Annotated in this window: 1 protein-coding gene; it reads right to left on the bottom strand. The window is 57.4% G+C overall.

Features of this window, described 5'->3' with window-relative positions; translation table 11 throughout:
* Positions 1-271: 271 nt before the first annotated feature.
* Positions 272-1294, bottom strand: coding sequence for an IS110 family RNA-guided transposase (locus CDI09_RS17485; protein WP_078524646.1), 1023 nt, complete (start codon positions 1292-1294; stop codon positions 272-274).
* Between the last annotated feature and the right edge of the window lie 88 nt (positions 1295-1382).

Raw genomic sequence — 1382 nt, 5'->3', positions numbered from 1 at the left:
CTTCTGTGGTTACCGTCCGTTATGCAAGAGTTTTCTGACCCATATTGACGTGTGATCGTGTGCGGTCTTCTGTAAGGCCTGTTGATGTGGCCTTTCAGAAGCCACTGGCCAGTATGGTGATCAGCGGATCAGATCCAAATCTCACAGGCGTGCTTTAAAGCACAGAGAAATCCACTGGTTTTTCCGATCCGGATCAAACGATCATGCGCCCATTCAGGTCATCGCCCTCTCACACCCCTACCGGTTCCATCCGCAGAAGCCAAGCCATCGCTCAGGCTGCCACGGACAGGGCCGGATCCCGATAATCCTCCTGTTTTGTTGCCATAGCCCAGATGGCCCGTGCCATCCTGTTGGCCAGGGCAATGGCGACCAGCATACGGGGCTTGCGGGCGAGCATCCGCGCCAGCCAGCTTCCCGGTGCAGGGGCCTTACGGCTGGCCCAGTTCACCAGGGTCATGGCACCCATGATGAGAAGCCTGCGGATATCAGCCTGCCCGGCTTTTGATATCTTCCCCAGCCTTTCCTTTCCGCCAGATGAGAACTGACGGGGCACCAGCCCCAGCCACGCAGCAAAGTCGCGCCCGCGCCGGAAGCTCTGCAGGTCAGGCGCAAAAGCTTCAATCGCAAGAGCGGTCAGAGGACCCACTCCAGGCATGCTCTGCAATCTGCAGGTGTTTTCACTTTCCTGGGCAAGCATCCTGATCTTCTTTGTTCTGGCATCAATTCGCACACTCTGCTCCGAAATCTGTTGCAGCAGATCAAGGCATTCCTGCCTTACAAGATCTGGCAGAACTGCATCATCCAGCATGGCTTCAATGCGTTTGATATGCGCAATCCCCTGTGGCACGACGAGACCGAATTCATACAGAACGGCACGCAGGGCATTCACCAGTTCCGTGCGCTGGTGCACCAGACGCTGCCGGGCCCGGAAAAGAACGCCACGCGCCTGCTGCGCTTCAGTGCGTGGTTCGACAAAGCGCATTTCCGGCTGACGGGCCGCAATGACGATCGCTTCCGCATCAGCAGCATCGTTCTTCTGGCGCTTCACGAAAGGCTTCACATACTGCGGAGCGATCAGTCTGACCTCGTGACCAGCTCCTGCCAGTTCGCGAGCCCAGTAATGCGCGCTCCCGCACGCTTCAAGAACGACCAGAGCAGGCGGCTGCGTGGCCATGAACTGCATAAACTGCTGACGACGCAGCTTTTTGCGAAACATCACCTCGCCCGCACGCGAAGCTCCATGAACCTGGAAAATGTTCTTTGCCAGATCAACGCCTATCACTGTATCCTTCATCTGCCGTCCTTTCGCGCAGTCGTTTCTTCCAACGACCATTCTGGCACATTGCGATGCCGTGCGGGGAGGACGGCAACCACCCCATCTC

Source organism: Komagataeibacter nataicola (assembly GCF_003207795.1).
Classification (GTDB): domain Bacteria; phylum Pseudomonadota; class Alphaproteobacteria; order Acetobacterales; family Acetobacteraceae; genus Komagataeibacter; species Komagataeibacter nataicola.
The sequence above is the reverse complement of the archived record's forward strand: the minus strand, read 5'-3'. Positions and strand labels throughout refer to the sequence as shown.

Coding starts and splice junctions, on each gene's coding strand:
- CDI09_RS17485 (WP_078524646.1), bottom strand. CDS start 1,294: ATGAAGGATACAGTGATAGGCGTTGATCTGGCAAAGAACATTTTCCAG.